Below are 24,739 nucleotides of genomic sequence, written 5' to 3' on the forward strand. Positions count from 1 at the left end.
TCGTAATTCGTAATTCGTAATTCGTAATTAAGACATACCGAAAGAGTAATTTTACCTCTGTGTTCTCTGTGCCTCTGCGGTTCGTTTCTTAGTTTCTTCAGTCAATACCCGTAACTCGTCAGAAATCTCCACCTGCACCGAAACAGGATGATCCAAACGCCGTGTCTGTTGTGGCAAACTGGCAACTGAGGCGGCGGTACGTTGACGAATTGTTGTCAATGACTCTAACGGCTGCAACGGTTGACCTTGCTGCACTACCAACTGCAACAAAGGTTCTTCGTCCAAAGGAGTTTCACCTAAGAGTCCCAACCTGTCTGCTTTTACCTTACCTCCCGTAAACGAGCGAAAAATCTGCTTGCGCCCTGGATAAGTAACTTTACCACTTGACTGTTTCATCACTGGGATACCATCAATGTCTACAAGTTTATAAACTCCATTTACAGGCGAACCTGTAACTAGTCGCGTTCCCAGTCCGTAACCATCAATCTGGGCCCCAGCAGCTTTTAATCTGGCAATTTCCCACTCGTCCAAGTCGCCACTGACAAAAATTGGCACACCGGGAAGGAGCGATCGCACCTGTTTTGATAAGGTAACTAAATCTCCTGAGTCCAATCTCACTCCTGTTAATTGCATTTCCCCGGAATTTACTTTTTCGGCCAAGCGCCCGGCAGCAGCAATGGTATCGTAAGTATCAATCAGCAACGGCGCACCCGGAAAATATCGATGAAATGCACTAAAAGCTTGTTCTTCAGTGCCTTCTATTGCTGACAACGCCATCACCAGGGCGTGTGCCATAGTACCACTTGGCTTTTGTCCCAGTTGTAGCGCTGCTAACACATTAGAAGTGGAATCTAACCCACCTGCCAACGCCGCCCGTGCTGCCCACAAAGACCCTTGGGGACTAAATGCTCGTCTTGTGCCAAATTCTAAAAGTGTTGCTTGCTCCCCCGCTACATCCCGCAACCTTGCTGCTTTTGTGGCAATCAAAGTCTGGTAATTAATTGTATTTAGGAGATAAGTTTCCACTAGTTGCGCTTGCCAAAGGGGTGCTTCCACTCGCAACAGTGGTTGATTGGCAAACACAGCCGTTCCTTCTGGTACTGCCCAAACATCACCTGTAAACTTTCCCTCAGCTAAAAGTGACCAAAAGCGATCGCCTGCTTGAGCAAAAATTCCCGTTGCCTGTAATGCCGCAATTTGCGCGGAACTAAAGCGGATTTTGGCTAAATATTCCAATGCCTGCGTCAGCCCCATTGCAATTAAATAACCAAAACCCTCTGGTAATCGCCTGACAGACAATTCAAAGCTTGCCCGTCGTTGTTCTATACCTTCGCCTGTGTAACAAGCTGCCATCGTCAACTGGTAAAGGTCGGTCAGCAAGCTGTAATCATCCGCAGAGAGGTTTAGTTCCTGGTTCTGCTGGCTCTGCTGTTTATATACATAGTCCAAATCTGGCAAAGTTGTCATGCAAGAGCTTCCTTACAAGATGCTTCTTTTATTTATGGTAATATTTACCATAAATAATGTCAACTCCCGGCAAGTATATTTTCTGAGATTGCCGTATAACAGTAGATTTATAGGCAAATTAATACTAACTTCATAGAATACTTAATGTTTTTTAATAGTAAAAGCTAGCAATAATGTTAATCGGATCAGGTGTCTAAGGAAAGGAAACAAGATTCTGTCAGAGAAAGTTTGTTTGGCAGCCTCTTTCCCCGACTAGGGTTGAATAAATAACTATGTTACAATTAGAATCAAAGAGATAAAGTTTGACTTTTTGACAAGCTAAAGTATTGCGAAGTTATCTGAATAAACATTGCATATATTCTCAATATATTGAGAACTAGAGCCAGCTTTGAATATTAGCATTACAGTATAGTCATCACCATTAAAGCGACTTGAAATAAGGAGTCCAATATTATGGATATTTCCAAAATCATTGCGAACATAACCCAGTATATTTCTGAAGCTGCAATGCGGATTTTTGGCCCTACGGATGATGCTTATCCTGCTGTTGGCGTACAACCTTTTACAGGTGAGCCTTACGATGAAGATACAGATGATAATTGGTAGGTGCTGATACGGCATTGATAAATAGGAGTCAAAATTCAGAATTCAGACGAGGGCAATTACTGGGAGTTTAGGCAAACCATATAATAGAAAACTAGTAAATTGTAGATTTAGCTCCGTACTTAAACCCTTTTATTCAAAAGTAGTGGCGTATTGCAATACGCCACTATTCCAATTCTTCTGCATTCTGGCTCCTGATGAATAGATATCTTGCAAAAATCATATAGCAATCAAAGTTGCAATTGATATAAACTACTTGGCAACAGATCGCCCAGCCGTAAAGATTTGTTGTGCCGTTAGTTGCAAGTTGGGAAAGATTGAGGAAACAAGTTGATCGTTGTTTTGAAACAACTGTTTTCGATACTCATCCTCTATTAGTGTACAAATTGTCACCGTTGGCTATTTGGGTTTGCCAATATATTCTCTGCCACCAATGCCCAGATAATCAACAATCCAATATTCAGGAACTCCTAACAGGGCGTAATCTTCAGCCTTACGGGCGTAATCGTTCTGCCAGTTTGTGCTGACAACTTCAGCAATCAGTTTAATTGAGTTTCCTGATGTAATTACAGGTTGTTGTTGCCATAATGGTTCATTAATCAATTGAGTTTGGTCTAACACGATCGCATCGGGACGAAAAGCTGTTTCTGTTCCTAATAGTTTAATTAAACAGCGATGGGGGATAAAATAGCTTAGATCCTGACGATCAATTTTTACATTCAGTTTTCGCCCAATCAATGCAGATACTTGCTCGTGTGGCCCGGTTGGTTCCATTTCAATTAATTCACCATCAATTAGTTCATAGCGATCGCACTCACTGTAGTTGCTAATAAATTCATCAACGGTTATAATTTTTGGGGCTGATTGAACCATTGTGATTATTCCTCATGATTTGGTACGAGCCAGTAAGGTAAGGCGTTATAGCGATGAATTATGCTCAATATAAGAGCGGAGGGCGGAGTTAATTAGAGATTGGTAGCCTTTTCCTTTGCTTTTAAACCAATCCAAAATATCTTGATCTAGTTGAATTAATGCGGCTTCTTGGCTAACGGGTTTTACCATTTTGGCTGTTTCCCAGAATTGCTGATCTAATTCAGGAATATCTGAAGTATCAATCGCTGTATCAGGGATATTTTGGAGTTCTTTAAGTCGATTGGGCGAGATACTCATAGTAGGTTCTCCTTTCTTTGGGGGTGGCTTTTCGGGCAGAGATTAATCGAATTTTGCCGTTTCTGTCTGTATGGGCGACGGTAATAACTACAACGCCTTGGATTGAGCCAATACTAATTTCTCGAATTTCTTCATAGTCGTACCGTTCATCAATTGAGGTGAAAACAACACCGTCAAATATTTCTGTAGCTTCTTCAAAACTAATGCCATGTTTCTGGATATTTTGTTGGTTTTTATTTTTGTCCCATTCAAATTCCATTCAACTATATATAATCCATATAGAGTCAAGTGTAATGGGAGCATCCCAAATGTGTAAAAACATATTTTGTCATTGCGAGCGTAATGAAATGAAGCGAAGCAATCGCAAAGTCTAGATGCTGCGATTGCTTCATTCCGTAACTCTTAGAGACGCTCCGCGAACGCTCCATTCGCAATGACTACCTGCTAACTTGGTAAATTTGCTTGCATTGGGATGCTCCCAGTGTAATAAATTAAGATAAAGGCGTGAGGAAAAAACTCACGCCTTTTTATTTAAACTTTTTTCCTACCGCCTGCTAAGAGTTCCAGAATGACTCCATTTGTCCAGCCGAAACCAACTTCGTTAGAACTATATCCAAAGGAGATTTCGTCGGAAACGTTGGCAGAACAACGCTCAACATCATATTTCTCAACTAGGGTGTTGTGACGCTCGAATTCTTTAATTACCATCGCTAGAAATTTGTTGGCAATACGATCGCCTTCTGTATGATAGCCATAACGGTGAAGTCCCCGGACAGCAATGAACGTCAATGGTGCCCAACCGAAGGGAGCATCCCACTGGTTTCCGGTGACATGAGTACTGGTAAGAATTCCGCCTGGGGCTTCAAAAAAAGAGAGGTTTTCCACGACGCGCTGGGCTTGGGCTTGAGAAGAAATTCCCAGCCACAGGGGATAAAATGTGGTAGCAAATTCGTAGCGGCGGCGTTTTTCACTCTGGAAATGATAGTCGAAATAGAGTCCTCGTTCTTCATTCCAGAGAAATTGATCGATCCGATCGCGGCGGATATCTGCACGATCGCGCCATTGCTGTTCCAGTTCTTCGTTCCCCAAAATATTGTTAATTTGTCCCAAGTCTTGTTCTACCTGATACAGCAAACTGTTGAGGCACACAGGAGCGTAGTGGAGGATATCAGCACTGAAGGGGCCAAATCGGTTGGTGATATCAAAACCGGACTCGCGCATGGTGCGATCGCCCTTGTAAAATAGGTGGGTCAGTTTGTCATTTTCGCGATCGTAGTAAAGATTAACGTCGTAATCGTCAACCTCAAAGGTTTGGTAATATTCCTTGACGCGATCATAGTGGCTTTTTCCCTCCTCATCTCGCTCGGAAAACACAACTTCTGGCGCCGGGCCTTCCCCAAAGGCATAGAATCTAGATAACCCGGTTGCGGGATTCAAATGAGGCGGTACTACCCAGTAATAGTAAAATTGTTCTAGCAGTGGTACGGTTGATCTCAACCACTCTTCATCTTGGGTGTGCTGGAATAGTGCCAAAACCATCATGCTGAGGACTGGAGGCTGCGATCGCGACAGCATATAAGTCCGGTTGGAATTGAGGATAGTGCCGTAATGCTTCACCTGGTACAACAATTGATCAACTTGGCTTTGCGCTAGCTCCCATTCTTCATCGTGCAAAAGCCCCAGTAATATAAAGTAGCTGTCCCAGCCATACATTTCGTTAAATCGGCCACCTGGTACGACATAAGGCCCTGGTAGGTATAGTAAGCCATGCTGCTTAATCGCTTCAACTTCTGAGGGCAAAGTGCGAATTTCAATTCTTTGCATATCCTTGGGAGATAGCGATCGCTCCAATACAGTCTGAATATTGGGACAATCTTCTAAGGGGGAAATGTAGACAAGCCAAGGAGTGTCGGTTTTGTGGTCTAGTTTGGTATCCTTGGCAGATTGTAATAAGTGTTCGTGCGATCGCGTTAAGGTTTTCCAGGTTTTTTTGATATGCGATCGCACAGTGTCAATCTGCGTGGTGGTAAGTGTTGGTGAAGTGATCATAATTCAGAATTTTTTTAACGCAAAGGGACGCAAAGGGAATCGCAGAGGTACGCAGAGGTTTTAGGGGGTTTTCTCTGCGTGGGATAGATTTATGTTTTTATTCGGCACTACTAACTAATAGGGCGACTGGAAAATGGGCGAGGGCTGATCCGATAGATAGGGTTTGTGTGGCCTCTAAGGGTTGTTGAGTGAGGACGTTTTTCCAGGTGGAGGGAGTTCCAGGGGGTAATTTCAGGTGCGTATCTTGCCATACTGACAAGCCGTTGGGGTTTTCTCCTGGTTGGATGAGGTTTGTTAAAAAGCGAGGCGCGATCACGATCGCTGTTTGATTGCCTTCTTGCCGCGCAAAGGCGATTATGTGATTGGCGTAGGTTCCTTGAACTTCTAAGGGGAGATAATCGCCGTCCTGGAATAATAAGACATAGTTTGTTCTGGCTTGGAGTAATTGAGCCGTTAAAAACAGTTTGATTCTGCCGTCGGTTTTATCACTCAGCAATTCTTGAATTAAACCCAGAATGTCGGTTTTCACCTGTTCGCGGATCGCGCTTAAGTAGGTGCGTCGCTGTTCAAAATCTACCGGGCGGCGGTTGTCTGGATCGACTAGGCTTAGTTCCCAAAGTTCTGTTCCTTGGTATAAATCGGGTACGCCGGGGGCGGTAATCTTCAGTAGAGTTTGGGAAAGGGAATTGAAGATACCATACTCTGCAATTCGCCCTTGAAAGGGACGAAAGGCTTCTAGGAATTCCCCGGAGAGGGAAGGGTCGAGTACTTTCTCAATGAAGGAGGTACAAGCTTCTTCATACTCGCTATCAGGTCGCAACCATGCTGTATGCACTTTCGCTTCTCGAATTGCCTTAATTATATAGTCTTTCACCCGTTCCACGAAGGATGCATGTTCGTGTTCTGCAAAAGGAAACGCCCCTACCAAGGTTTGATAGAGAAAATACTCGTCGTTGCGATCGGGCATAGCGAACCCGTGGCGATGGCTACGATGTCCTCGATTCATGGCACTCCAGGTATTTACCTGCTGATCCCATTCATCGGGGATTTCTGAGAGGACATTCAATCTGGCGCGTACATCTTCGCCGCGTTTGGTGTCGTGGGTGGCTGTGGTGTTCATTGTGTGAGGCCAGGTTTCTTGGTGCTGTTTGTTAAAGGCATGAAATTTGGCTAAGTCGATGCCAAAATGGCCCGGATTTCCCCCGACTTCATTCAGCGACAGCAACCGATTGTAAACATATAATGTGGTGTCTTCTACGCCTTTTGCCATTAATGGGCCGCTGTATTGCTGCATCCGTAAAACAAAATATATCCACTGTTCGCGTTCTGTTTGAGTCAGAGAATTATCAAACTCTAGCAGCATTAACTTTTCAATAAAGGTCAGTTCGTTCTGCAACAGAGGCGTTTGTTCTTTGGCTTGGCGAATTACTTCTTGAATGGTAGCGCGATCGCTTTCTCCAATTCCATCGGGTGTAATGTAGGTGCGGTAAATTGGGAACAGTGTCAAAACTTCGGCGATCGCTCTTTTTAATCCATTCAGTGTAAAATCATTGCCATAGCGATATTTGCTGGAAACGTTCTTTAGCAAAAGGGCCAGATTGTCAATATCACCTGCTAAATTCTTTTCCAAAATCAGGTGTTTTTTATCCTTCACCACCGATGCATAATCTGCTCTAGAACTGATAAAGTTTTGGTAAATTTTATCGAAGAATGATTCATTTTCTGTTTGACAAAATACACCATTTACATAATTTAAAAAGTCATATCCAGACGTACCTTCTATTTCCCAGTTTTCCGGTAACTCTTCGGTGAGTTCTAAAATCTTCTCGACGGTGATATAAACATCCCCCGTCTTTTCCCGCAGCCTTTCTAGATACTGGATTGGGTTATAAAGTCCATCAATATGGTCAATCCGTAAACCTGTAAATTTGCCTTCCTCAACCAGCTTTTGAATAAAGCTGTGGGTATTATTAAAAACCCGCAATTCTTCAACTTTAACGGAAATCAGTTCATTGACAGTAAAGAAACGGCGGTAGTTCATTTCTTCGGCCCCAACTTTCCAAAAGGCGAGGCGGTAAAACTGGTCATTCAGTAATTCATCTAGGAGGTTAAAGCTTTCTGAATTACCGGGTTCTCCGTTGAATGTTTGGAGATTTTCGTCAATGAACTCGCGGATGGCATCGTTTGTGGTGTAGAGTTCCCAAACCAATCCTTTAATAAATGCGATTTGGTCTTGTCGCTGTTTTCCTGCAACTTCTGAGGGCACATTTTTGAGAATGTAGAGAATCCCCAATAGCTTAATAAAATCGGGATGATTGCGTCCTAATGTGCGGGTGAGTTTACCTAAATTATGAGTGATAAATTTTGTGTAAGATTCTAACCGGAGTGGCAGTTTCAAGCTGTAATAGTTGACGGTTAAACCGTTTTGTTCGTATTGCAGTTGAATGTGTCCGTTTTCCAAGGATGTACCATAGAAATCTCCTAGCAGAGGAGCGAGAATTCGTTGTTGGCGATCGCCAAAGGGAGCATTCCAAGAAAGATCGAAGTAGTCGGTATAGCTGGAATCTGGGCCGTGTTCCAATACGTCCATCAAGTAATCGTTTTCGCTGCTATATGCCATGTGGTTTGGCACTATATCTTGTAACCAGCCCATACCAAGGGATTGAATTTCACTAACTAATGCATCAAAGGATTCATTAGTTCCAAGTTCTGGGTTAAGTTGAGTGGCATCTACTATATCGTAGCCGTGTGTACTCCCGGATCTTGCTCTGAAAATGGGGGAAGCATACAAATCGGAAATACCTAAATCTGCTAGATAAGCTGCGATCGCTTTAGCGTTGTCAAAGCCAAACTGAGGTGTAAACTGAATTCGATAAGTTGCGGTGGGAATTCGCATATTTTTTTTGAGTGGGGAGTGGGTAGAGACGCGATTCATCGCGTCTGTCTGTACAAAGAGACGCGATGAATCGCGTCTGTACAAAGTGGGGAGTGAGGGAGATGAGGTTTTGAGCTTGAACGTTGAAGCTTTCAGAGGATGTTTGAAAAGTCCTCTTCACGGTAGCGAAATGTTCTAGATCCCCCTAAATCCCCCTTTTTAAGGGGGACTTTGATTCCGGTTCCCCCCTTTTTAAGGGGGGTTAGGGGGGATCAATAAGTGCAAAGATACAGCAAATCACTTTTCAAACAACCTCTTAGCTTGAACTTTGAACCTTTTTACTTGAACGTTGAGGCTTTTAGCTCGAACGTTGAGGCTTTTAGCATGAACGTTAAGCCTTTTAGCATGAACGTTGAGCCTTTTAGCTCGAAGGTTGAGCCTTTTAGCTCGAACGTTAAGCCTTTTAGCTCGAAGGTTGAGCCTTTTAGCTCAAACGTTGAGCCTTTTAGCTCGAACGTTAAGCCTTTTAGCTCGAACGTTGAGCCTTTTAGCTCGAACGTTGAGCCTTTTAGCTTGAAACTTGAGGTTATGAGGCTGAACCTTTAAGTTCTAATACCAATTTGAAAAAAGAATGCGACAGATATACACTCTCAAACCCTTGTGATATCTAGTTTTCTTCATTTTGAATTTTGAATTTTGAATTTTGAATTGGTATAACTCTCCCCCTCATCCTCTTTCATACAGGACTATACTAGTAGCTTTTACTCTTACTTCTTGCCCGACAGAGAGATGTTCAGGGGCTTGGGAACCAGGCCCAGACCATGATGTATCTGCTGAGTCTAATAGTTTATGAGCATTATGCTCAATCGGCAGAGTCACTGTCACTGAAGACGAATTGAAATTCATCACAAATATTAGTTCACTCGATTCGCACCAACGACGCACGATAACCACCTGCTTGTCTTCATCACTAGTCGCTTGGATAGAGTTGCGCTCTTGATTTAAAAGTGCTGGATGCGTCTTGCGGAAATTAATTAACTGGCGATACCAATCCCACAGAACTTTGTGCTGTCCATCATTGCGTAATTTCCAGTTGAGTTTAGACTTGAGGAAAGTTTCTGCCGATTCCGGATCTGGGGGATCATCTGCGTAGTGAAATGCTTCAAATTCTTCTTTGCGTCCGGCTCGAACTGCTTGAATTAAATCTGGATCGGAGTGACTGACAAAGTAAATAAAGGGTGCAGTTTCACCGTATTCTTCTCCCATGAACAACAGGGGTAAGTAGGGCGATAGCAGCACAGCGCCAGCAGCTAACTTCAATCCCTCAAAAGAGATTCGCTGGCTGAGGCGTTCTCCCTTCATTTGATTGCCGATTTGATCGTGATTCTGAATGCAGACTGAAAACTGTGATAAAGGGCGATCGCGACAAGATACACCGTGAAATCTCTTGCGGTGTGGTGCGTACTTCCAATCGTAAATAAAAGTATCTTCATAAGCTTTCGCCAACTGAGCTACTTGCCCAAAGTCTTGATAATATCCTTGGCGATCGCCTGTTAAAAGTGCGTGTAATGCATGGTGAAAGTCATCACTCCACTGGGCATCAAGACCATATCCACCCAATTCTGGCGGACGAATTATTTGTGGATTATTCATATCACTTTCGGCAATTAGATGGCGTTTCCATTTTTGCCCTTGTTGTGAAAAATGATGAACTGCTTCCGCCAGTTCCCACAAAAAATGCTTCGCCCCTAAGTCGTAAATTGCTTGAGTCGCATCTAGCCGCAATGCATCTATGTGGAACTCGCGCAACCAGTAAAGCGCATTCTCGATAAAATAATTTCGTACACCCTGACTATGGGCATCGTCGAAATTCATCGCATCGCCCCACGGCGTTTTGTAGGTTTTAGTAAAGTAGGGCGCGAACTGACTCATATAGTTGCCTTCTGGGCCAAAGTGGTTATACACCACATCCAGCACTACAGCAATGTCGTTTTGGTGACAAGCATTTACCAGTTGTTTCAGTTCGGCTGGGCTACCGTAGGAATTTTGTACAGCATAAAGGTAAACCCCGTCATAACCCCAGTTGCGATATGTCAGAGAAGCTTCAATATGGGTATCTCCCGGAAACTGAGCAATGGGCATGATTTCAATGGCGTTAATTCCCAGTTCTCTTAGTTCCGGTAAGCGGGGAATGATGGCGGTGAAATTTCCTTCAGGCGTGAATGTGCCAACGTGAAGTTCGTAGAAAATCATCGACTCCACAGGAACGCCAGTCCACCCTTCATCAGTCCACTCAAAATGTTGATCGACAATTTGAGACGGCCCATGTACCCCTTCCGGTTGATACTGCGACGCCGGATCGGCAAAAGCATCTTGCCCATTTAAGACATACCGATAAAGCGTGCCTGGATATACATCGTTGACTTTCGTTTGCCAGTATCCCTCAGACTGAGGCTTGAGCGGAATTAACTGCTGTTCTGGCGTCAAAATTTGTACCGTGACGCTCTCTAATAGCGGAGACCAAACTGTAAATTCGCACTCTCCGTCACCCAAGTAGTTAGCACCAATTCTCACGCAGTATCCTCCCATCAGTTCCAGTTTGTTGTGGCGAATCATGGCGCGATGGTGTACCCACCCGCCGTAGGCGATCGCAAATGTCATTAATTGCACAATTACAAACACGCCAGATAGCATAATGGTTGGTCTACCGGGCTTTTAGCTAGCACCTGTAGGCGGATTTTTGACCAGAACAAATTCTCTCTAATGACAAATGTTAAGGAAATGGCCTAGAAAAAACGCAGCATTCGTAGGCTAGCACAGCAATGTATCCCTACGGCTTGCAGCTACCATCCACACAGTATGCCGATTGATATGTATTAGAACGCTTACCAAATATGGTGTAGCGATTATCGCGGATTTGTTCGTAAAAGCGATCGCCTGCCCATTTCATGCCCGGTAAGGCTCGATAAGCGTCTACAAATATACTTCCTGCTGGCAATAATCGCCCAATTTCTTCAGCTGCATTACTACCTTGCCAACGTCTCTGAGGTTCATTGGCATCAATTAAAATCATCCCCTGTTCACAGTCTAGGGCTGTAATTCCCCACTTTAAAAGTGTTTGCTCATCTTGCATAGGACTGTAGCGAAACAGCTTTCCTTGGTCTAAGGTTTCTAGCAATTGCACTAGGGTAACGCAGAGATTACAATTTCCATCGTAGATTACGTAGTAATTCATAAAAATAACTGAGTTGTCAGATGTGTTTAAATACAACTTTGGTATTCTAGCTTAGAAAAAAGCCGCAAATCAGCAATTGTTACTTCAGCCACTTGCTTTGGGATACCGTGGCGATCGTCAAATATGCATAATATCGTCGAGTTTAAATTGTAAATTTGGCAACAGGTCAGACGAAATAGTATCTCCTAAGCGATATTGTTCTTGTTGGTACACACCGTTAACTAACTGACAAACGGTGAATGTAGGTTATTTGGGATTGCCAATAAATTGCAAACCACCCAAGCCACGAAAGTCCACAATCCAATATTCTGGAATCTTAAGAAAAGCGTATTCTTCGACAATTCTTGCATAATCATCTTGCCAATTTGTACTCACAACTTCAGCAACAAGCTTGATTGTACTGCCGTTACAAATAATAGGTTCTTTTTGCCAGAGCGGTTCTTTACTAAGTTCTGCTTTATCTAAAACAATTACATCAGGACGCAGCGCTGTGGCAACAGCCGCAGGTGGTTTAATCAGACAAGTTTTTGGAACTAGCCAGTTGAAATTGGAATTAAAAATTTCGACATAGATTCTACCAGCAATACTACCTGCAACAGCTTCATGTGGCCCTGTAGGTTCCATGTCTCTTAGTTGTCCGTCGATTAATTCGTAGCGTGTATTGTCTCCATATTGGGCTATAAATTCCTCGAAGGTAAGTAGTTTGGACGAGGTGTAGGTCATTATGTCTTGTTTTGACTTGACGTAGGCTTATTATAGCGACTGCCGTTGCAAAGTAGAGGAAGGAATAAGAGTTTTAGAGAATTATTGCGTAAATCTAGTTTCCATCTCAATTAACAAGGCGGCTGTCGCATTCACAATGCAAGCGATCGCATTAAATAATTCGTAATTCGTAATTCGTAATTCGTAATGACGCTCGATGACTCGCTAACGCTGCGCTAACGTAATTCGTAAATTTTGTTTTGTAATGGGGATTTAACCCCAACACAAAACAAAATTTTTATTGAACCGGGAGACTTAAACCCACGGAACTAGTTAACAAGGCAGTCATCGGTTTTGTTTAGACTTACCCAGATTGCTATTTTTCTTTAAATGATCAAACAATCTAGAACTTATCATTGACAAAAAATACCAAATATGGATAGCTTTAAAACCCACATCTTTCGTAAGGGCACAGCAATGCTCATAGGTGTCAACTTAACGTAAAAGCTATGTCCCGCAAGGAACTGAACTTCCTTGGCTTTTAGCGGAAGTCTTCTGTTGATGACTAAATATAGCCAAAAATCTTTAGTTTACTTCAGTAGACTTTAGCTATCAGCCTTGAACTTTAGTTCGAGGCGGGTGAGGAAGCTTTCAGTTAAGCTACTTTTAGCTTAAGTTGACACCAATGAGCAATGCTGTGCCCCTACAGCATGGTCTATTTACGAGCACACGATAATTAAGAAAAAGCTGAAACAACTTACTTTTGTTAATGCACATCACGATGCATTTGTACAGTACGTAAGCCCTACAATCATAGTTTCCAAATAAGGACTATAAAATATTTGCCTAGCAAATTACTTTCATTACAAAAAAAATAATTATCCTTCATTATTTTATTATTATTCTTTAATAAAAAAAACATTAGATATTTATCATTATTTACAAAATAGTCTTTTATCATACACAACATGAGTACAAGAAAATACTGATTGCTTGCGACACGTAAGTATATCTTTAATTTTCAGACTTTGTAACTTCAAACACCAATTACCTCATAAAGAAATATGGCTGATATCACTGGAACTCCTCTAAAGAATATTCTTAACGGTACACCCGACAACGATCTAATCCTTGCACTGAATGGAGATGACGTAATTATTGCTAGTGCTGGTAACGACATTATTAATGGTGGGCATGGACAAGACACTGTAGATTACAGCCAAAGTGGTGGTATCACGGTATTACCAACAGGTACAGTTCAAAAAAGTGGTGGTGCTAAAGACCAACTTATTAGGATTGAAAAAATTATTGGTTCAGCAAATGCGATAGATACGATAGACGCTTCTGGAACCGATGTAGAGCTAATTGCTGATTTATCTGCCGAACAAGTCAACATCAGCAATATTCCCGATTTCGGTTCTTTAAATTTCCGAGTTGTGAACTTTGAGAACGTTATCGGAGGTAATGGAAATGACCCCTTAACTGGGAATGCTGGAGTCAATACCCTGAATGATGGTAGAAATGGTGATGATATTCTAATGGGCGGATTGGGTAGAGATATCTTAGCTGGTGGAGGAGGAGCTGATATCTTCCGTTACAACAGTGCTTTAGAGGGTGGCGGTTGCATTTAAATAGCACGACAACAGAAATACTAAACGGCTTATTCTCAAACATCGCCCCCGGTTTCCAGCTATCATGCTTTTGGAATGGTAAACGCTATAGTTTTTTCATTAATGAGAAAATATTCATGAGATACAAACTCTTGGGCAAAAGCGGGTTAAGAGTCTCTGAACTCTCCTTGGGAACCATGACCTTTGGTGAAGATTGGGGTTGGGGTGCATCTGTTGACGAAAGTCGTAAAATCTTTGATAGCTATGTAGAAGCAGGGGGAAATTTCATTGACACCGCCAACGGTTATACCGATGGTAGCAGTGAAAAAATTGTCGGTGAGTTGATTGCTAAAGAACGGCAACGCTTTGTAGTTGCAACAAAATATTCTTTTCCTTTGGAGATGAATAACAAAAAGGGCGACCCTAACGCCAGTGGAAACCATCGCAAGAATTTAATTCAGTCTTTAGAAGGTAGCCTGAAACGACTGAATACTGATTACATTGATTTATTCTGGTTACACGCTTGGGATTTTACAACACCTATTGAAGAAGTTTTGCGATCGCTTGATGATGTAGTTCGTCAAGGTAAAGTACTTTACATTGGTATTTCTGACACACCCGCTTGGATCGTTTCCCAAGCAAATACCATCGCCCAATACCAAGGATGGACGCAGTTTGTCGCCCTGCAAATTGAGTATAGTTTAATTCAACGAACACCAGAACGTGACTTGCTACCGATGGCTAAAGCCTTCGATTTAGCAGTAACACCGTGGTCGCCTTTAGGTGGTGGTGTGCTTACAGGTAAGTATAATCAGCCTCCTGAAGCAGACGATGAACAAGGACGATTAGCAAATGCAATGTTTGGAACTATTTCAGAACGGAATTTAGCGATCGCTCAAGTTGTTAGTGAAGTTGCAGCCCAAATTGGACACACACCTTCACAGGTAGCATTAGCTTGGTTACGCGCTCAAAGTGGTGTGATTATTCCGATAATTGGGGCACGTAAATTAACGCAGTTTCAAGATAACTTAGCTTCTTTAAATATCACCCTCTCGCCAGAACATTTGCAACGTTTAAATGAAGTGAGTCAAATTGAACTGGGTTTTCCCCATGACTTTTTGCACAATGATGTAATTCGCGATCGCCTTTTCGGTGGTACATTTAATACCATAGAAAACCATCGTATTTAACTAATAGTAATAAACCGTAACACATTCAGACGTTAATTCAATCCATCGTCAGAGAGTTTCGCCAAGCCAAGCAATTCTGTAAAGTTAGATATAAAAGGCATTAACAACGTAGAATCATGAGCGACAACAGCATTACATCACGTTTGTACCCTACTCGCATTGACATTCCCGCCGAAGCGCGAGTGCAAATCGTGGTAATTCTCAACCAAACCTTGGCTGCTACTTCGGATCTGAAAACCCAAGCAAAGCAAGCGCACTGGAATGTTAAAGGTACTGACTTTTACCAGTTACACCTATTATTTGATGAACTTGCTGGGGAATTGGAAGAGTACATCGATCTGGTAGCTGAACGCGTCACAGCTTTAGGTGGATACGCTTTCGGAACAGCCCGTGCCGCAGCTAGTAATTCAATTTTGCCAGAATATCCCTTAGATATTTTGGATGGTAAAGACCACGTAACAGCTCTGTCAGATCGCTTTGGACTCTATGCTAAACATATTAGAGAAGCGATCGCTAAAACAGATGACTTAGGGGATGCTGATACCGCCGACCTTTACACCGAAATTTCCCGCACCATTGACAAACGACTCTGGTTCTTAGAAGCTCATCTGCAAGTAGCAGAAATTAAGGGAGAGAATGGCAAAGCGGGTGCTACTACAACTCAAAAGATACCTGTTGGTGTAAAGTAAGCACTTCTGAGAAAAGTAGTCTTTGGTAAATCTATTAGTATCTTTTTGGTAAGTACGTCACTTTTAAGTGCGTACTTTTCATTTTATATGTATATACTTTACTATTGAAATAGTTCAAAACTAGGTCGAAAAATTCCAGAATATCTTCGACAAGTGATACATCAAGATTAATACTGCAACTTCAATAAGCTATCCGTTAGTAAAAAAGTATGCTAATTCCATTTTGATTCCTAACTCTTGTACAGACGCGATTAATCGCGTCTCTAAATACTCATTAACAACGAGGTAAATATATGTCTCAAAATACAATTAGCCATCTAATTCATGATAGAAACGCCCGTGGTCACGCTAAAATGGGCTGGCTCGATAGTTATCACACATTTTCCTTCGGTAGTTTTTACGATCCCAACCGCATGGGATTTCGCTCTCTGCGAGTGATTAACGACGATCGCATCGCCCCGGGTGCTGGATTCCCTACCCACAGCCATCGTGACATGGAAATCCTCACTTATGTCTTAGAAGGTGCTGTAGAGCATAAAGACAGCTTGGGTACTGGGTCAGTGATTCGTCCCGGTGATGCACAGATTATGAGCGCTGGTACTGGAATCAGCCACAGTGAATTTAATCCCTCACCAACTGAAGCACTACACTTGCTACAAATCTGGATTCTTCCCGATCGAGAAGGGTTGACACCAAGATATGAACAAAAAGCTTTTCCTTTGGAAGAAAAGCGCGGTAAATTACGCTTAATTGCTGCTAAAGATGGGCGCGATGGTGCTGTGACAATTCACCAAGATGTTGATTTATACACATCTGTTTTAGAGGATGGTGATGTTGTTAATTATCAAGTTAAACGCGATCGCTATGCCTGGTTACAAATAGCGCAAGGCATAGTTAACTTGAATGGCGAAGAACTCAGAGCAGGCGATGGAGTGCAAATCAACGGCGAAGAACAGCTAGAAATTAGCACTAATATCGGCGGCGAAATCTTGCTTTTCGATTTGGGTTAATCTCAAGTCTGTTTGCTGAAAAGCTAGCTTGTAGGGTGGGCATCACAATGTCCACCCTACAGTCGTTTATATTACAATACGCTTGGGTTAAGGAAAATTGTAGGTTGGGTTAAGCAAAGCGCAACCCAACAAAGCCCCGGAAATGTTGGGTTTCGTTCCTCAACCCAACCTACACAATTTAAGGTTTTTGGCGCTAACTGAACTGTATTGGTTTATATTAGATAGACTTCTTGCAGAAGTGGGTAAGGGGTAAGGGGTAAAGGGGAAAGCGGCTCAGAAAAACCCTTTAACTTTTACCCTTTTCTCCCTCTTGCAAAAATAGTTTTGCAAGAGGTCTATTGTTTGCATAACTGTTAGAGTTAACTTATAAATCATTGAGGATGTTGCAGATGGCATACAGTGATTTCACGCTTGCCAAAGTTCGAGAAACGTTTCAACTTGTAATTGATGAAAAGCGCAATCTATTTAAAGATGTGTCGCCTATTCAACCTTCCGCTAGCTTAACAACGCTCTTAGAAGAATATACTCAATTAGCAACTGCCATCAACACTGAAAAAGCCCGTTCCGAATTACTAATTATGCCAGTTCTTACGGAAGTTAGGAGACAGCTAAATTATCAAATATCACTGTTTTCTGGAACAGATTTTGATGTAGATAGTAGTAAAGGATTGAATGGATTTTGTGATTTCATTCTCTGTGGTTCTGAAGAACAGTTTTATATTAAAGCGCCTGTACTTACAATTGTTGAAGCCAAGAATGAAAATATCAAAGGTGGTTTAGGACAATGTATTGCCTCTATGATAGCTGCCCAATTATTCAATCAAAATACTCAACAAGAAGTTAAGACAATCTATGGAGTTGTCACTAGTGGAACAAACTGGCGGTTTTTAATGTTGGAAGGACTAACAGCATACATTGATATAGTTGAATACTACATCAATGATGTTGATAAAATTTTGGGTATTCTGTTGCAACCATTCCAAACTGCTTTGCTACAAACGTCTTGATAAATAAATCAATATTATGCAACCAGAAACAGAGCAAATTTTAGGAACTCTACAAGTTATTGTTGAGCCTTACTTAACTATTGATTTACCAGGTCATGAAAATGGTGGTACTATTATTGTTCCATTTGTTTGGGACGTATCTGAACAAAGAGAATTTAATGTTATCAATCTCTGTTTGGCTAATGGTTGGCTACAGCTTACAGATGTAGATAAGCGAATCAAAAGTTGGCAAGAAATGGAATATGCTAAATCGTTTTATAACTTTTTTTTAGGTGTTGAGGAGGAAAATATCAGGAAAAATAAATTTGAATCTTTACTGCAACTTTTACATATAAATTTACAAAATTTAGAATTTTTTTATCAAGATTTAGAATCTTTTAGCTCGATGCCTTATTCTTGTAGCAGAGGCGTTATTTTACCAGGTTTAGTAATTGGTAGAACAGAAGATGGAGCTTGGATTTGTATTTGTCCAACTGTTTATAAAGAAACGGCAATTCCACAAGAGCTAATTCATCATTGGTTATGCCTTGCCCCCACTGTTCCCGATCAAGTAAGCGATAATCGCCGCGATCGCAATCAACCCACAACACAAATTATCTCCGAAGAATCACCAAGCGAAGCAACTCAAACTCTCATAACTAAAGTTCAAATTCTGGGAGCATCCCAAATGTGTAAAAACATATTTTGTCATTGCGTTCGCCCAAGGCGTTCCCGCAGGGTACGTAATGAAATGAAGCGTTCGCGAAGCGTCTCTTAGAGTTGCAATCGCAGCATCTAGACTTTGCGATTGCTACCGTTCGGGAACGCCTTGGGCGAACATTCCGCAACTCTAAGAGACGCTACCGCGTTAAGCGAAGCTATGCCGTTGGCGGAGCCTCTCGAAGAGAAGGCTTTACGCTCCATTCGCAATGACTACCTGCTAACGAGGGTCAATTTGCTTGCATTGGGATGCTCCCCAAATTCTGCTCAATAATCTCACCCCAATTACCAACTACGGCTACTACCACGGCGGATACAATTATACCTACCAACATCAAATTGTGGGTGCATTAGCCAAAAGCAAAACGATTGCCATTGAACTTGCACTGCAAGCAGCAACTATGGTTTTTTTGGAGAAGCGAACAGTTGAATATGCTGATAATGGCTACAATAGCCGTAAACTCAGCCAGTTTATGAACCAGTGTTTAGCTCATCACACTTATTACAGTATCAGTTTTTGGGATATTGGCTACACCTAGGAAGTCGGACAAACCCGAGCAGGAGATTGGCTAGGGGTGCGATGCCTTCTCTACGAGAGGCTTCGCCAACGGCGGGCGGTTACGCCATCGCAAAGCGAATTTGACTACAATCCTTAGAAAGAGTAGCAATAATCTAATGTCTAAAAAGTCGGATTCGCAGTTCCAAAATCTCTTTAGTTCACCCAAATCAACAAACTGGGACGAAAGATTAGCCCAAATAGCCTATCGCTTTAACCGGGAGTATCAACGTGAAACCTTTGAACTCCCAGCAGAAGTACAGGCGATGCCGATATTTGGCGAGTGGATTGGAGGTAGTTTCTCAGGAAGAATTGCTTCCCCTTTCTGGGAAATTGCTGAACCTAAAAAGAACCAACACTGTATAGATATTGGCTGTGGTATCAGCTTTTTAATCTATCCTTGGCGGGATTGGCAAGCATTTTTTTATGGGCAAGAAATCAGTAATGTCGCACGCGATACCCTTAATTCTCGTGGGCCGCAGTTGAATTCCAAGTTGTTCAAAGGTGTTGAGTTGGGAGCAGCCCATCAGTTAAATTATCCATCAGAGCAGTTTGATTTAGCGATCGCAACAGGATTTAGCTGCTATTTTCCACTCGAATACTGGAATGCTGTACTAGCAGAAGTCAAACGGGTGTTAAAACCAGGTGGGCATTTTGTGTTTGACGTTCTCAACCCAGAACAGCCTTTAGCAGAAGATTGGGCAGTTTTGGAAACCTATTTGGGGGCTGAGGTGTTTTTAGAGCCTTTGGCTAAGTGGGAAAAAACCATTAAAGCGGCTGGTGCTAAAGTCGTAACGCACAAATCAGGGGAATTATTCGAGTTATACAAAGTGCGGTTTTAAAAATACAATTACTCAGGGATAAGTGGACTTAATGGATCTAAAGAGGTTGTAAAAACAAAATAGATTACCCCAGTTCCGAGAATCATCACAGCGAGACTGAACAGCAACACCCAACGGTCTGTCGGTTCATAAGTATCTTCTTCGATATCACGACGGACAGCAAAATAGTGTGCCGTTGATAGCCACACGGTAATCAAACCCACCAGCGAGAAGACTAAACCTAACTTCCAGCCGTTGCCCGGACGGGGTATTAAAGGTACTTGGAAAGCACGCAAACGCACGATGACGACACCAAAACCTAAAAGAGCGATCCCTGTCCGCATCCAAGCGAGGTAAGTACGCTCATTTGCCAAGTGATCTCGAATTCGGGACGGATTCAGTCGTCCTAGCTTTTTTTTATCTTTATCTTCTTCTGTAGGTTTCGATTTTAACTGCATCAATAACACCCTTATCCCCAAAGCGGCTCTTATCAAAAAAATACGGAGGTCATAGCAAATCTCTTTCCAGATGATTTGCACCCAGCGCAATAGTTGCGCTAATGAAATATACCTGTTGTGATTGTACATTTTTCTCAAAATTTATTTTAATGCAGATATCTAAATAAAACAAGCCTGAGTGAATAATTCGTAATTCGTAATTCGTAATTCGTAATTCGTAATTGATGGTAGAGAGCAAGTGTAAGTAATAAGGTGTAATTAAGAAAACAGCCAATATCAGAGAGGTTTTTCACTACTGCGTGTCCTGTTTATCCTCTGATTTTGGCTGTTACCCTGTTGAAATTCAGAACAATCATTCAAAAATAGATTATGCAGTTCTATCTCAAGACTGATTGCTAGGCGCATTAGGAACTCGTGTATTTATGAGAGCCTGCGATATATCTGGGATAAACCAATTAGCCTTTTTGCTGTTAAGAACTTTCACAGTCGGAACATTTAAGTCAATCGCAGCAGTATCTGGATTCGTCTTAATTACCAACTGAGTTCCATCAAGTATTTTTAGAGCAGCCGGGCCTGTCAATTCTTGACCTTGCCCATTAGGACTAGAAGTGAAATTTGCTACCTTAACATCATTCGCTAGATAGATGCCATCACAATCCCAGTTGTTTTCAGTGGACTGACCATTAGCTAGAAAATACAGATTATTGTCGTATACGGCATCCTCTTCGTCTTCATCATTTGGTGTTTTGCCATATACAGCGATGGTATTACCTGTTTGGTTGTCGCATTGACCCCAGTTGATTCCCGTCTCTAAAGCATATTTTTGCAGTGTTAATTCTTCGGTTCTCTTTTGAATTTCTTCTGGTGTAAGACCTTCAATTTGAGTTTGGGCATCTTTTGTCTGAGAGAGTTCTTTCAGAGCTTTAGTGACTTCGATATAGTCAGGGTTTTTGCTAAACTTTGGTCTATCAGCAAAAGAAGGTTGAGCAAAGGCGAGATTCACCAAAACCATCAAGACAATTAGCAGAGATTTCCAGATTTTCATGTTTTGACTCCTGTTGATAGGTAAGAGATTTTGCAGTTTGGAATTCATTTTAGTGAGAAAATTCATGAGGCACCTCTTCTTAGATACTTAATTTTTCTTGTTCTTCACTCGATGACTGAGTATTGAAACCTAAAATTAATGAAAATATATAACTAGAAACTACAGATAAAAGAGTCCAAGTAACATTCTCTGTCACAATAAATATACCGAGTCCAATCAATATACAAGGCACAAAAGTATTGCCATTCTCTGTTAAAAAGTTAGCGATCGCAGGCAAGTAGGTTAACTTGTAAGCGGCATAACACCATACACCCACCAGCGTAAAAAATACACTTAGTATCACCAGCAGACTATCTAATTCAGTGTTGGCAAACAGGGGCACGTAGACGCTGATATTATCACTACCATTCGCAAAGGCGATCGCAGCTACATTACATGTTTGCGGAGAGATAAAACTGGCAAGTACAGAAGGACTTGACGGTTCGGTTTCTTCTTCAGCTTCCTCTGGTGAATCCTCTTCGCGTTTTAGTAAACTACTCACACCAATGATTATTGGCATTAAACCAAGTAGTCTAATCCAGTCCTGCGGTATAATTAGTCCACCGAAGAAACCGGGAAGGCTAGCAATGATCAATGCAGCAAAACCGAGATACTGCCCACCAAGGATGTGACGACTGCGGAATGTTTTATTTATTTGTGAAAAAAGCAACGTCAGAATGACAATATCATCGATGTTGGTGGCAATGAATGCGGTAATCCCTGTGGTAATTGCAGTAACGAAATCGCTCATTTATGGAAGTCCTTATTTTCATGCTTGGTAATTGGCCATGGGGCATTGGTCATTTACAAAGGACAAGTGACCAATGACTAATGACTAATGACTAGGTAGAAAGCTTTGATTTATACTTTAGTCAAACTAACCGATAGAATCAAATGCTTTTGTTTGTCAAAATGATAAATGAAAGTGATTAAAAATTTTACACCAAGTTGTAGGGATACCATAAATGGCAGGAATGACGCTTGAGCAGCTAAAAATTTTTCTGGCTGTGGCGCAGCACTTACACTTTACTCGCGCAGCAGAGGAGCTTTATATTACACAACCTGCCGTCAGTGCAGCAATCCACAACTTAGAGCAAGAATATGGTGTGAAACTGTTCCATCGGATTGGTCGCCATATCGAGATTGCTGAGGCTGGCAAATTACTGCAAGTGGAAGCACAGAAAATTCTCGATCAAGTTTCCTTGACTGAAAGGGGATTGCGAGAATTGAACAATCTGCAACGGGGTGAGTTGAAATTAGGGTCAAGTCTGACAATTGGTAACTACTGGCTACCAAGCAAGATTAGTGAGTTTAAAAGCCGATATCCGGGTATCCAGATTGACTGTAGCCTTGCCAATACAGAAGAGATTTGTATGGGAACGGCAACAGGACAGTTTGATTTGGGTTTGGTAGAAGGAGATGTGAAGCCAGCGCTTCAGAGTACTCTAGAGTATGAAATAGTGGGGAGCGATCGCTTACAAATTGTAGTAGGCCAAAAACACCCTTGGTTTGAGTGGGGAGAAATTGACTTAACCCAATTGACTCAAACCCTTTGGGTGATGCGAGAACCAGGTTCTGGAACCCAGCAAAGGTTTGAGGAAGCCCTACAAAATTGGGGAATCAATCTCAGTGAGCTGGATGTAATTTTAGTGTTCAACAGTGGAGAGATGACAAAAGCAGCGATCGAAGATGGTGTCGGTGCTATTGGAATTTCTGAGTTGATGGTAAAAAAAGAAATACAGTTGGGAACTTTGCGAGCAATTCGAGTGATTGATAATAGAGATGGTAATGGTGCGATGCCTACGGTGGTCACTGAGCGCAGCCGAAGTGCGGGCTACGCCTACGCAGAAATAGTTCGACCTTTTTTCAAACTCAAGCATCGTCAACGTTTTCAAACTGCTCTTTCCAAAGTCTTTGAACAAATGTTGATATCGTCTATGTTAGATAGCTCACATCAAGATGTATAAAAATCAGTCATTTAAAGCAATACCTTGTCCTTTAGGACACGCTACGCGAACACCAATTTAATCAGAAATAATCAAAGCGTCAGTCGTACAGAATAGAGCCATGAATTCTGTACAACTAGCGGATGAATTGAAAAACGCTGTAATATCCACTTGCAGGGAAATTACCCAGTCCCCAATCCCCTTCATACCTTTCGCATATTTTGACTGATGGGGTCAAAACCTCTAGAAAACCGCGTGCTGTCATCGTAGTAAGCACCAGTCAGATTCGCTCCATACAACTTAGCATAGTTGAGTTTTGCTCCCCGGAGATTTGCTTCATTGAGTTTGACACCACTCAAATTAGCTCTGGTCAAGTTTGCTTTGGCTAAGTTAGCTCTACTCAAATCTGCTCCCCAGAGTTTAGCTTTAGCTAGGTTCGCTCCACTCAAGTCACAACCCCATAAATTGATTCCAGGCAAATAGGCTCCAATCAGCTTGTTCCTACTCAAGTTGACGGCTGGAAAATATCTTTCTCCTGCGGCAAAACGCCGTTTTAATTCCTCAGCATTCACGATCGCCACCAAACAAGAATCAAACTTCTATCTCTAAGATACTCTTCAGCTTAAGGTTAAGGGGAAAAGAAGAAGCAAGGAAGCAGGGGAAGAAGAACTATTGATTATTGACCAATGCTCAATCCCTTTCAAATCTGCTTTACTGGAATAATTTCAAACTCGAAAGTACTGATCAAACGGTCATCAATATAAACCTCTATTTTATGCTTACCAAGCGGATCGCCAGGAGCGATCGTCCAAAAATTCTCAATCACACCGTCTGGAGCCGACTGTGTGCGCCGTGTCACAGATGTAGTGCCATCTGCTGATATTGAGAAATCTTCACCGTTATCTGTACCCCAAGTTTCTGGAGGTTTTGGTAAATGCAAGACTTCGCGCCATTTCACTTCACCTTGGTAGTCTTTGAGTTTAATCCGCCATCCGTAGGCGTTTCCTTCCTGAAGTGGCACTCTTGTTGTCCGCAAAATGGTAACATTCCCTTTGGCGTCAACTCTCTTCAGCCCGAACTCAGTGTTACTAACAGTAATCTCTTTTGTATTCGTTGGCGCAGGAGATGATATGGCATTTTCTACCAAAACAGAAGTAGCGTTGATTGGCTCAGAACCTATAACCCCAGATATTAGCCAAGAAGAAGCTAGCACAGCAGTAATAGCCCAAATTCTCATTAGTATGGTTTTCCTGTCAGACTTTTGGTACTTATTCAAGTAATCTGACATGTTTTCCGGGTCAAGGCTATCTATGGTTGGAGAAAAACGAAATTGCTTTTAATAATTGCCAGATTCAGGAACTCAGGGAAAACTCGAATTCGATGAATAAGGCTTTTAAGGGATTGAATAGACTCTTGCAAAAGTCTATCCCCTTTTCCACATCTGACTTTTCCCGTTAAGTCTTGAAAGGCTTACTGATAAAGGATTTAACAAACAGCACAGCATATACGGTAGAGTAATTGAAATCGGGTGCTAAAGGTAACAAGCAATGCTGGACTGGTGGGAGAAG

General features: G+C 42.0%; 22 protein-coding genes and 2 pseudogenes. 10 read left to right on the top strand and 14 right to left on the bottom strand.

Features of this window, described 5'->3' with window-relative positions:
- Positions 1 to 51 precede the first annotated feature (51 nt).
- A complete protein-coding gene (locus tag LC653_RS18365; protein WP_229495941.1) occupies positions 52 to 1,467 on the bottom strand; it encodes a nicotinate phosphoribosyltransferase in 1,416 nt (471 codons plus the stop codon).
- A gap of 453 nt (positions 1,468 to 1,920) precedes the next feature.
- On the opposite strand from LC653_RS18365, the gene LC653_RS18370 reads away from it, so the two are divergent.
- Positions 1,921 to 2,073, top strand: a complete 153-nt coding sequence (locus LC653_RS18370; RefSeq protein WP_229495942.1) for a hypothetical protein — start codon at positions 1,921 to 1,923, stop codon at positions 2,071 to 2,073.
- Positions 2,074 to 2,322: 249 nt separating this feature from the next.
- On the opposite strand, the pseudogene LC653_RS18375 reads toward LC653_RS18370, so the two are convergent.
- The 8 genes and pseudogenes from LC653_RS18375 to LC653_RS18410 form a co-directional block, all read right to left on the bottom strand.
- Positions 2,323 to 2,943: pseudogene (locus LC653_RS18375) on the bottom strand (Uma2 family endonuclease).
- Between the two features lie 45 nt (positions 2,944 to 2,988).
- Positions 2,989 to 3,240: a BrnA antitoxin family protein gene (locus tag LC653_RS18380; protein WP_229495943.1), complete on the bottom strand. Its 252-nt coding sequence runs from the start codon at positions 3,238 to 3,240 to the stop codon at positions 2,989 to 2,991.
- Positions 3,215 to 3,499, bottom strand: a complete 285-nt coding sequence (locus tag LC653_RS18385) for a BrnT family toxin (protein WP_229495944.1) — start codon at positions 3,497 to 3,499, stop codon at positions 3,215 to 3,217. Before LC653_RS18385 ends, LC653_RS18380 begins: the two co-directional genes overlap by 26 nt.
- A 272-nt stretch (positions 3,500 to 3,771) precedes the next feature.
- Positions 3,772 to 5,289: a trehalase family glycosidase gene (locus LC653_RS18390; RefSeq protein WP_229495945.1), complete on the bottom strand. Its 1,518-nt coding sequence runs from the start codon at positions 5,287 to 5,289 to the stop codon at positions 3,772 to 3,774.
- 97 nt (positions 5,290 to 5,386) lie between these two features.
- The gene (treY, locus tag LC653_RS18395; protein ID WP_229495981.1) at positions 5,387 to 8,185 is read right to left on the bottom strand and encodes a malto-oligosyltrehalose synthase; all 2,799 of its coding nucleotides are present in this window, start codon (positions 8,183 to 8,185) and stop codon (positions 5,387 to 5,389) included.
- A 705-nt stretch (positions 8,186 to 8,890) separates the two neighbouring features.
- Positions 8,891 to 10,738 carry a malto-oligosyltrehalose trehalohydrolase gene (gene treZ / locus LC653_RS18400; protein ID WP_229495983.1) on the bottom strand — a complete coding sequence of 616 codons (1,848 nt, stop codon included), beginning with the start codon at positions 10,736 to 10,738 and terminating at the stop codon, positions 8,891 to 8,893.
- Between the two features lie 256 nt (positions 10,739 to 10,994).
- Entirely contained in the window at positions 10,995 to 11,399 is a 405-nt protein-coding gene (locus LC653_RS18405) for a thiol-disulfide oxidoreductase DCC family protein (protein WP_229495946.1), read from the bottom strand.
- A gap of 117 nt (positions 11,400 to 11,516) precedes the next feature.
- A pseudogene (locus LC653_RS18410) lies at positions 11,517 to 12,122 on the bottom strand (Uma2 family endonuclease).
- Between the two features lie 1,043 nt (positions 12,123 to 13,165).
- On the opposite strand from LC653_RS18410, the gene LC653_RS18415 reads away from it, so the two are divergent.
- From LC653_RS18415 to LC653_RS18450, 8 genes are all read left to right on the top strand, one after another.
- A complete protein-coding gene (locus LC653_RS18415) occupies positions 13,166 to 13,732 on the top strand; it encodes a calcium-binding protein (RefSeq protein ID WP_229495947.1) in 567 nt (188 codons plus the stop codon).
- A gap of 116 nt (positions 13,733 to 13,848) precedes the next feature.
- On the top strand, positions 13,849 to 14,901 hold the full coding sequence (locus tag LC653_RS18420; RefSeq protein WP_229495949.1) for an aldo/keto reductase: 1,053 nt from the start codon (positions 13,849 to 13,851) through the stop codon (positions 14,899 to 14,901).
- A gap of 116 nt (positions 14,902 to 15,017) precedes the next feature.
- Entirely contained in the window at positions 15,018 to 15,590 is a 573-nt protein-coding gene (gene dps, locus LC653_RS18425) for a DNA starvation/stationary phase protection protein Dps (protein WP_229495950.1), read from the top strand.
- Positions 15,591 to 15,883: 293 nt separating this feature from the next.
- The gene (locus LC653_RS18430) at positions 15,884 to 16,600 is read left to right on the top strand and encodes a pirin family protein (protein ID WP_229495951.1); all 717 of its coding nucleotides are present in this window, start codon (positions 15,884 to 15,886) and stop codon (positions 16,598 to 16,600) included.
- A gap of 389 nt (positions 16,601 to 16,989) precedes the next feature.
- A complete protein-coding gene (locus tag LC653_RS18435) occupies positions 16,990 to 17,607 on the top strand; it encodes a hypothetical protein (RefSeq protein WP_229495952.1) in 618 nt (205 codons plus the stop codon).
- 16 nt (positions 17,608 to 17,623) lie between these two features.
- Positions 17,624 to 18,364, top strand: coding sequence for a hypothetical protein (locus LC653_RS18440; RefSeq protein WP_229495953.1), 741 nt, complete (start codon positions 17,624 to 17,626; stop codon positions 18,362 to 18,364).
- Between the two features lie 181 nt (positions 18,365 to 18,545).
- The gene (locus tag LC653_RS18445; RefSeq protein WP_229495954.1) at positions 18,546 to 18,845 is read left to right on the top strand and encodes a hypothetical protein; all 300 of its coding nucleotides are present in this window, start codon (positions 18,546 to 18,548) and stop codon (positions 18,843 to 18,845) included.
- Positions 18,846 to 18,981: 136 nt separating this feature from the next.
- Complete coding sequence (locus tag LC653_RS18450; protein ID WP_229495955.1) at positions 18,982 to 19,704, top strand: class I SAM-dependent methyltransferase; 723 nt, start codon at positions 18,982 to 18,984, stop codon at positions 19,702 to 19,704.
- Between the two features lie 8 nt (positions 19,705 to 19,712).
- Here the strand turns inward: LC653_RS18450 and LC653_RS18455 are convergent, their stop codons facing one another.
- The 3 genes from LC653_RS18455 to LC653_RS18465 form a co-directional block, all read right to left on the bottom strand.
- Complete coding sequence (locus tag LC653_RS18455) at positions 19,713 to 20,141, bottom strand: YidH family protein (protein ID WP_229495957.1); 429 nt, start codon at positions 20,139 to 20,141, stop codon at positions 19,713 to 19,715.
- Between the two features lie 382 nt (positions 20,142 to 20,523).
- Positions 20,524 to 21,186, bottom strand: a complete 663-nt coding sequence (locus LC653_RS18460; protein WP_229495985.1) for a hypothetical protein — start codon at positions 21,184 to 21,186, stop codon at positions 20,524 to 20,526.
- A gap of 79 nt (positions 21,187 to 21,265) precedes the next feature.
- Positions 21,266 to 21,976, bottom strand: a complete 711-nt coding sequence (locus LC653_RS18465) for a cadmium resistance transporter (protein WP_229495959.1) — start codon at positions 21,974 to 21,976, stop codon at positions 21,266 to 21,268.
- Positions 21,977 to 22,190: 214 nt separating this feature from the next.
- On the opposite strand from LC653_RS18465, the gene LC653_RS18470 reads away from it, so the two are divergent.
- Positions 22,191 to 23,192 carry a LysR substrate-binding domain-containing protein gene (locus tag LC653_RS18470; RefSeq protein WP_229495961.1) on the top strand — a complete coding sequence of 334 codons (1,002 nt, stop codon included), beginning with the start codon at positions 22,191 to 22,193 and terminating at the stop codon, positions 23,190 to 23,192.
- A 182-nt stretch (positions 23,193 to 23,374) separates the two neighbouring features.
- Here LC653_RS18470 and LC653_RS18475 read toward each other — a convergent pair whose 3' ends face one another.
- Positions 23,375 to 23,743: a pentapeptide repeat-containing protein gene (locus LC653_RS18475; protein ID WP_229495987.1), complete on the bottom strand. Its 369-nt coding sequence runs from the start codon at positions 23,741 to 23,743 to the stop codon at positions 23,375 to 23,377.
- A gap of 128 nt (positions 23,744 to 23,871) precedes the next feature.
- The gene (locus LC653_RS18480) at positions 23,872 to 24,408 is read right to left on the bottom strand and encodes a PM0630 family protein (protein ID WP_229495963.1); all 537 of its coding nucleotides are present in this window, start codon (positions 24,406 to 24,408) and stop codon (positions 23,872 to 23,874) included.
- Positions 24,409 to 24,739: the final 331 nt, after the last annotated feature.

It is taken from the genome of Nostoc mirabile CHAB5784 (genome assembly GCF_020829645.1).
Lineage (GTDB): Bacteria > Cyanobacteriota > Cyanobacteriia > Cyanobacteriales > Nostocaceae > Nostoc > Nostoc mirabile.